The organism is Bradyrhizobium sp. LeoB3, from assembly GCF_055456055.1.
In genome coordinates this window covers 40,580-46,657 of record NZ_JBVBEF010000064.1, presented here as the reverse complement: position 1 = coordinate 46,657, position 6,078 = coordinate 40,580, and the positions used below count along the sequence as shown (strand labels likewise).

At 63.1% G+C, this 6,078-nt stretch carries 9 protein-coding genes; all 9 read left to right on the top strand.

The features are described 5' to 3' along the window. Positions 1–570: SufD family Fe-S cluster assembly protein (locus ACZXDY_RS31195; protein ID WP_464348145.1), on the top strand; the 570-nt coding region annotated here is incomplete at its 5' end. Positions 571–574: 4 nt separating this feature from the next. Further along, the gene (locus ACZXDY_RS31190; protein WP_464348144.1) at positions 575–787 is read left to right on the top strand and encodes a hypothetical protein; all 213 of its coding nucleotides are present in this window, start codon (positions 575–577) and stop codon (positions 785–787) included. A 16-nt stretch (positions 788–803) separates the two neighbouring features. Further along, positions 804–1,556: a Fe-S cluster assembly ATPase SufC gene (gene sufC, locus ACZXDY_RS31185; RefSeq protein WP_464348143.1), complete on the top strand. Its 753-nt coding sequence runs from the start codon at positions 804–806 to the stop codon at positions 1,554–1,556. An 18-nt stretch (positions 1,557–1,574) separates the two neighbouring features. Continuing rightward, positions 1,575–2,888 (top strand): Fe-S cluster assembly protein SufD, encoded by a 1,314-nt coding sequence (gene sufD, locus ACZXDY_RS31180; RefSeq protein WP_028169356.1) that lies wholly within the window; start codon positions 1,575–1,577, stop codon positions 2,886–2,888. Further along, the gene (locus ACZXDY_RS31175; protein WP_464348142.1) at positions 2,885–4,132 is read left to right on the top strand and encodes a cysteine desulfurase; all 1,248 of its coding nucleotides are present in this window, start codon (positions 2,885–2,887) and stop codon (positions 4,130–4,132) included. The genes sufD and ACZXDY_RS31175 overlap by 4 nt, the downstream gene beginning before the upstream one ends. Then, positions 4,129–4,503, top strand: coding sequence for an SUF system Fe-S cluster assembly protein (locus ACZXDY_RS31170; protein WP_028169354.1), 375 nt, complete (start codon positions 4,129–4,131; stop codon positions 4,501–4,503). Before ACZXDY_RS31175 ends, ACZXDY_RS31170 begins: the two co-directional genes overlap by 4 nt. A gap of 6 nt (positions 4,504–4,509) precedes the next feature. Beyond that, the gene (locus ACZXDY_RS31165) at positions 4,510–4,923 is read left to right on the top strand and encodes a VOC family protein (protein ID WP_464348141.1); all 414 of its coding nucleotides are present in this window, start codon (positions 4,510–4,512) and stop codon (positions 4,921–4,923) included. Positions 4,924–5,048: 125 nt separating this feature from the next. After that, entirely contained in the window at positions 5,049–5,438 is a 390-nt protein-coding gene (locus ACZXDY_RS31160) for a HesB/IscA family protein (RefSeq protein ID WP_456641536.1), read from the top strand. A 149-nt stretch (positions 5,439–5,587) separates the two neighbouring features. After that, positions 5,588–6,016, top strand: a complete 429-nt coding sequence (locus ACZXDY_RS31155; protein ID WP_464348148.1) for a TfoX/Sxy family protein — start codon at positions 5,588–5,590, stop codon at positions 6,014–6,016. Positions 6,017–6,078 lie beyond the last annotated feature (62 nt).

Sequence of the window (6,078 nt, the reverse complement as noted above, 5' to 3'; positions counted from 1 at the left end):
TGCCGTGGCGACCACTCGAAGATTTCCTGGACCCAGGTCGAGACCGGCTCCGCCATCACCTGGAAATATCCGAGCTGCATCCTGCGCGGCGACAATTCGCGCGGCGAGTTCTACTCGATCGCGATCTCGAACGGTTACCAGCAGGTCGACAGCGGCACCAAGATGATCCATCTCGGCAAGAACACCTCGAGCCGGATCATCTCCAAGGGCATCGCTGCCGGCAAGTCGCAGAACACCTATCGCGGCCTCGTAACCGCGCACCGCAAAGCCACCGGCGCGCGCAACTACACCGCCTGCGACTCGCTTTTGATCGGCGACAAATGCGGTGCGCACACCGTGCCTTACGTCGAGGCGAAGAACTCGTCGGCGACGTTCGAGCACGAGGCGACGACTTCGAAGATCTCCGAGGATGTCCTGTTCTACTGCGTGCAGCGCGGGCTGAGCCAAGAGGAGGCGGTCGGCCTCGTCGTCAACGGCTTCGTCAAGGACGTGCTGCAGCAGCTCCCGATGGAGTTCGCGGTCGAGGCGCAGAAGCTGATCTCGATCTCCTTGGAGGGCAGCGTCGGATAAGCCAATGATCCAAACCATTCGGAACATCCTCGTTGGCGTTCAGGTTTGGCCATTCGCGATCACTGGATTCGTGGCGATCGCCGGAGCGTTCATTGCCTTGATTGGCGCTTTTGCGAGCTCGCATGACGTAATGGAATTCGGCAAGGCCGCTGCTGGGTTCGGAGCTATGGGATTTTTTGGCTGGCTCCTTTTTTTGATCGCCTTGCGGTCGGCCTAGGCCAGAAGGAAAGAAAATGACTGCACTGCTTGAAGTGAAAGACCTGCAAGTCCGTGTCGAGGATCGCGAAATCCTCCACGGGCTGTCGCTGACTGTTAATCCCGGCGAGGTGCACGCGATCATGGGGCCGAACGGCTCCGGCAAATCGACGCTCTCGCACGTCATCGCCGGCAAGCCGGGCTACGAGGTCACGGGCGGACAGATCCTGTTCCGTGGAGAGGATCTCCTGGAGATGGCGCCCGACGAGCGCGCCGCCAAGGGCGTGTTCTTGGCGTTCCAGTACCCGGTCGAAATCCCCGGCGTCACCACCATGAATTTCCTGCGCACGGCGCTGAACGCGCAGCGCAAGGCCCGCGGTGAGACCGAACTTCTGGTGCCGGACTTCTTGAAGAAAGTGCGCTCCGTCGCATCCGGGCTCAACGTTCCCATGGACATGCTCAAGCGCGGCGTCAATGTCGGCTTCTCCGGCGGCGAAAAGAAGCGCAACGAGATCCTGCAGATGGCGCTGTTCGAGCCGAGCCTCTGCATCCTCGATGAAATGGACTCGGGTCTCGACATCGACGCGCTGAGGATCGCGGCCGACGGTGTCAACGCGCTGCGCTCGCCCGAGCGCGCCATGGTCGTGATCACCCACTACCAGCGGCTGCTCAACTACATCGTGCCGGACTATGTGCACGTGATGGCCAAGGGCTCGGTGGTGAAGACTGGCGGCAAGGAACTGGCGCTGCAGCTGGAAGAATCCGGCTATGCGCAGTTCGAAGACGCCTAAGCCTGAACGGAATTCGTGATGAACGTCGTGTTGGCAAAAACCGATACCGGGCGCGCAGTGAGCACCAGCTTTGCGCTCGCGCGTGAGCGGTTGCCTGGCTCGGGCAAGGTCGCCGAGCAAAGGCAGCAGGCCTTTGAAGCCTTTGAGCGCGCGGGCCTCCCGCATCGCCGGATCGAGGACTGGAAATACACCGACCTGCGCGTCCTGATGCGCGAAGTGCTGCCGCTGGCGGCTGCACCCGATACGGCGGCGCTGTCGCGCGCGGAAGCCGCGCTCAAGCTGCATGCGATCGAAGGCACGCGGCGGCTGGTGCTGGTCGACGGCGTATTCGCGGCAAAGCTTTCTGATCTCGGCAAGGGCGAAAAGGGCCTTTCCGTCCGCACGCTGCGTGAGGTGCTGGAGGCGGGGGACGGCGAGTTGCTGGCCTCCGATAACTCCAATCCCATGATCGCGCTGAACACGGCGATGGCGACCGACGGCGTCGTGATCGAAATTGCCAACGGCACCGTGCTGGAGCAACCGCTGCACGTGGTCCATGTCGCGAGCACGGGCACGCCGGCTGCGATGTACACCCGTTCGCTGCTCCGCCTGGGCCGCGACGCGAGCGCGACGCTGGTGGAAAGCTTTGTCGCCACCGAAGGTGCAAAGGCGTATCAGACCTACGACTCCCTGATCGTTTCGCTCGGCGACAATGCGCGGCTCGATCATCTCCGTCTGGTTGAGGACGGGTTGGAAGCCTTCAACATTGCTTCCGCCGCGGTGACGCTCGGCGCGCATGCGCAGCTCAACACCTTCGGCATGGTGTCGGGCGCGAGCGTCAGCCGCTATCAGCCGACCATCATCTTTGCAGGCGAGGGCGCGCGGGTCGACACCAACGGTGTCAACCTGATCAAGGGCCGGCAGCATGCCGACACCACGCTGTTCATGGATCACGCGGTGCCGCACTGCGCCAGTCGCGAAGTGTTCCGCGCCGTGATCGACGACCGCGCCCATTCGGTGTTCCAGGGCCGCATCGTCGTCCGTCCGGACGCGCAGAAGACCGATGCCAAGATGATGACGCGGGCGCTCCTGCTGTCCGACGAGGCCGAGGCCGACAACAAGCCGGAGCTCGAGATTTTTGCCGACGACGTCACCTGCGGCCATGGCGCGACCACCGGTGCACTGGACGAAAGCCTGTTGTTCTATCTGCGTGCGCGCGGCCTTCCCGAGAAGGAAGCGCAGGCGCTCCTGATCCAGGCCTTCGTCGGCGAGGCCATCGAATCGATCGCGAACGACTCGCTGCGAGAGCATGTGATCGCGGCGGCACAGCGCTGGCTGGAGGCACGCGCATGAGCACGCATCCGGCGGTCGCCAACGGGGCCTATGATGTCGCGCGGGTGCGCGAGGATTTTCCGGCGCTGGCGCTGCAGATCTACGGCAAGCCGCTGGTCTATCTCGACAACGCGGCCTCCGCGCAGAAACCGAACGCGGTGCTCGACCGCATGGCCGAGGCCTACAAGACCGAATACGCCAATGTGCATCGCGGCCTGCATTACCTCGCCAATGCCGCGACCGAGGCTTACGAAGGCGCGCGCACCAAAGTGGCGCAGTTCGTCAACGCGCGGCGCAGCGAAGAAATCATCTTCACCCGTAACGTCACAGAGGCGATCAACCTGGTCGCCTCGTCATGGGGCGAGCCCAATATCGGGCAGGGCGATGAGATCGTGCTCTCGATCATGGAGCACCATTCCAACATCGTGCCCTGGCATTTCCTGCGCGAGCGGCATGGCGCCGTCATCAAATGGGCGCCGGTCGACGACGACGGCAATTTCCTGATCGAGGAGTTCGAGAAGCTGCTCTCGCCGCGCACCAAGCTGGTCGCGATCACGCAGATGTCGAATGCGCTCGGCACGCTGGTTCCGGTCAAGGAGGTCGTCAGGATCGCGCACGATCGCGGCATTCCGGTGCTGGTCGACGGCGCGCAGGGCGCCGTGCATCTGCCAGTCGACGTCCAGGACCTCGACTGCGATTTCTACGCCTTCACCGGCCACAAGGTTTACGGCCCGACCGGCATTGGCGTGCTCTATGCCAAGCATGAGCACCTGGTCGCGATGCGGCCGTATAACGGCGGCGGCGAGATGATCCGCGAGGTCGCAAAGGACTGGGTCACCTATGGCGACCCGCCGCACAAATTCGAGGCCGGAACCCCGCCGATCGTCCAGGCGATCGGGCTGGGCGCTGCGATCGACTACGTCAATTCGATCGGCAAGGAGCGCATCGCCGCCCATGAGCACAGCCTGCTGACCTACGCCCAGGAGCGCCTGCGCGAGATCAATTCGCTGCGGCTGATCGGCACCGCCCGGGAGAAGGGGCCGGTGATCTCTTTCGAGATGAAGGGCGCCCATCCCCACGATGTCGCGACCGTAATCGACCGCCAGGGGATTGCGGTGCGGGCCGGCACTCATTGCGTGATGCCGCTCTTAGAGCGGTTCAATGTCACAGCCACGTGCCGGGCCTCGTTCGGCATGTATAATACGAGGGAAGAGGTCGACCATCTGGCGCAAGCCTTGATCAAGGCCGGGGAATTGTTCGCATGACCGAGACTGCCGACGACGTCAAAACCGCCCATGTGGAGACAAGCTCCGCCTTGCCGCCGGAAGAGACCGAGCGTCTCAGCCAGGAGATCGTGGCGGCGTTGAAGACGGTGTTCGACCCGGAAATCCCGGCCGATATCTACGAGCTCGGACTGATCTACAAGGTCGATCTCAAGGACGACCGCAGCGTCGACGTCGAGATGACGCTGACCACGCCGAACTGCCCGGCGGCCGGTGAATTGCCCACCATGGTGGAGAACGCGCTGGCCAGCGTTCCCGGCGTAGGCGTCGTCAATGTCAACCTGGTCTGGGAGCCGGCGTGGACGCCGGATCGGATGAGCGACGAGGCCCGCCTCGTGCTCAACATGTGGTGAGGTTCGTTGCCGAAGCTATCCGGTGTCATCGAGACTGCACTCTATGTCGATGACCTCGACCGCGCCCGCGCGTTCTACACCGATGTGCTCGGTCTTGAGCCTCTGACGAGCGACTCGCGGTTTATGGCCTTCGACATAGGAGGCCGGAGTGTGCTGCTGCTGTTTCGTCGCGGCGCTACGCTTGAGACGGTCCATCTGCCCGGCGGCACCATTCCGCCGCACGACGGCAGCGGCCCGATCCATGCGGCCCTTGCCATCGCCGCAGATGAATTGCCGGCCTGGGAAAAGCGGCTTGGCGAGCACGATGTCGCGATCGAAGGCAGGACCGATTGGCCGCGCGGCGGCAAGAGCATCTATTTCCGCGATCCGGACAATCATTTGCTGGAACTGGTCACACCGGGAGTATGGGCGATCTACTAGGTGTGTGTCGTTCGGAGAAGTTCTAGCCAATTGCGAACATGAGACCTTCACAGCCGGAATTTCGTTGTTATTTTTGAGATGACAGACTTTGCCGCTCTGCATCGTAGGGAGAGAGAGCCGCTGCAATGACCACCATCGCACCAGTTGCCAAGCCGAAGCCGCGGCCCCGCCCGCAGGTCATGAAGCTGACGGACGCCGCGGCAGCGCGGATCACGGAACTGACCAAGCGTGCCGATTCCGAGATCGTCGGCCTTCGCGTCGGCATCAAGAATGGCGGCTGCGCGGGACAGTCCTATACGGTCGAATACGCCCACGAGATCCGGCCGACCGATGAGGTGGTCGAGGACAAGGGCGTGAAGATCCTGGTCGATCCGAAGGCAGTCCTGTTCCTGCTCGGCACCGAGATGGACTACAAGGCCGATAAGATGCAGGCGCAGTTCATCTTCAACAACCCGAACCAGGTTTCCGCCTGCGGCTGCGGCGAGTCGGTTCAGCTGACACCGGCGAAGGTGTAAACCGCTCGCCAAGCACACGGGACCTCATCCGAGGAGGCCGCGCAGCGGCGGTCTCGAAGGATGGCCACGGGTGAGATCGGGGCCTCATGGTTCGAGACGGCGCTGCGCGCCTCCTCACCATGAGGGGTGAGAGCGGGGCTGGGGCCATGATGGACCGCGAATTCCTGATCGACCTGTTTGCCGATTTCGGCCCGGTCACCATCCGCCGCATGTTCTCCGGCTACGGAATCTCTGCCGACGGCACCAACTTCGCGTTATCGCTGCGTGCTGGGCTCTATTTCCGCGCCGACGAAGAGACCATTCCGCGGTTTGAAGCGGAAGGCTCGAAGCCGTTCCAATATCAAACGAGCACCCGGAACGTCACGGTGAACTCCTACTGGCAGTTGCCGGCGCGGCTGTTCGACGATTCGGAAGAACTGGCGCAATGGGCAAGGGCCGCGCTCGCCGCCGCGCAACGCGCCGCATTGCGCAAGCGGCCGAAAGCAAGGAAAGCGGCGAAGAAGGCCTCGGCAAAGAAAGCCAAGAAGACGTCAAATCGTGGGGTGGGCAAAGCGAAGCGTGCCCACCGTTCCAGATAGCGCGTGCGATGGTGGGCACGGCGCAAGTGCGCCTTTGCGCACCCTACGAAGCTACAGCCCGT

Bases quoted from the DNA above. Each gene is read 5' to 3' on its own strand.
- ACZXDY_RS31155 (WP_464348148.1), top strand. From the start codon at position 5,588: ATGGACCGCGAATTCCTGATCGACCTGTTTGCCGATTTCGGCCCGGTC.
- ACZXDY_RS31170 (WP_028169354.1), top strand. From the start codon at position 4,129: ATGACCGAGACTGCCGACGACGTCAAAACCGCCCATGTGGAGACAAGC.
- ACZXDY_RS31190 (WP_464348144.1), top strand. From the start codon at position 575: ATGATCCAAACCATTCGGAACATCCTCGTTGGCGTTCAGGTTTGGCCA.
- sufD (WP_028169356.1), top strand. From the start codon at position 1,575: ATGAACGTCGTGTTGGCAAAAACCGATACCGGGCGCGCAGTGAGCACC.
- ACZXDY_RS31175 (WP_464348142.1), top strand. From the start codon at position 2,885: ATGAGCACGCATCCGGCGGTCGCCAACGGGGCCTATGATGTCGCGCGG.
- sufC (WP_464348143.1), top strand. From the start codon at position 804: ATGACTGCACTGCTTGAAGTGAAAGACCTGCAAGTCCGTGTCGAGGAT.
- ACZXDY_RS31160 (WP_456641536.1), top strand. From the start codon at position 5,049: ATGACCACCATCGCACCAGTTGCCAAGCCGAAGCCGCGGCCCCGCCCG.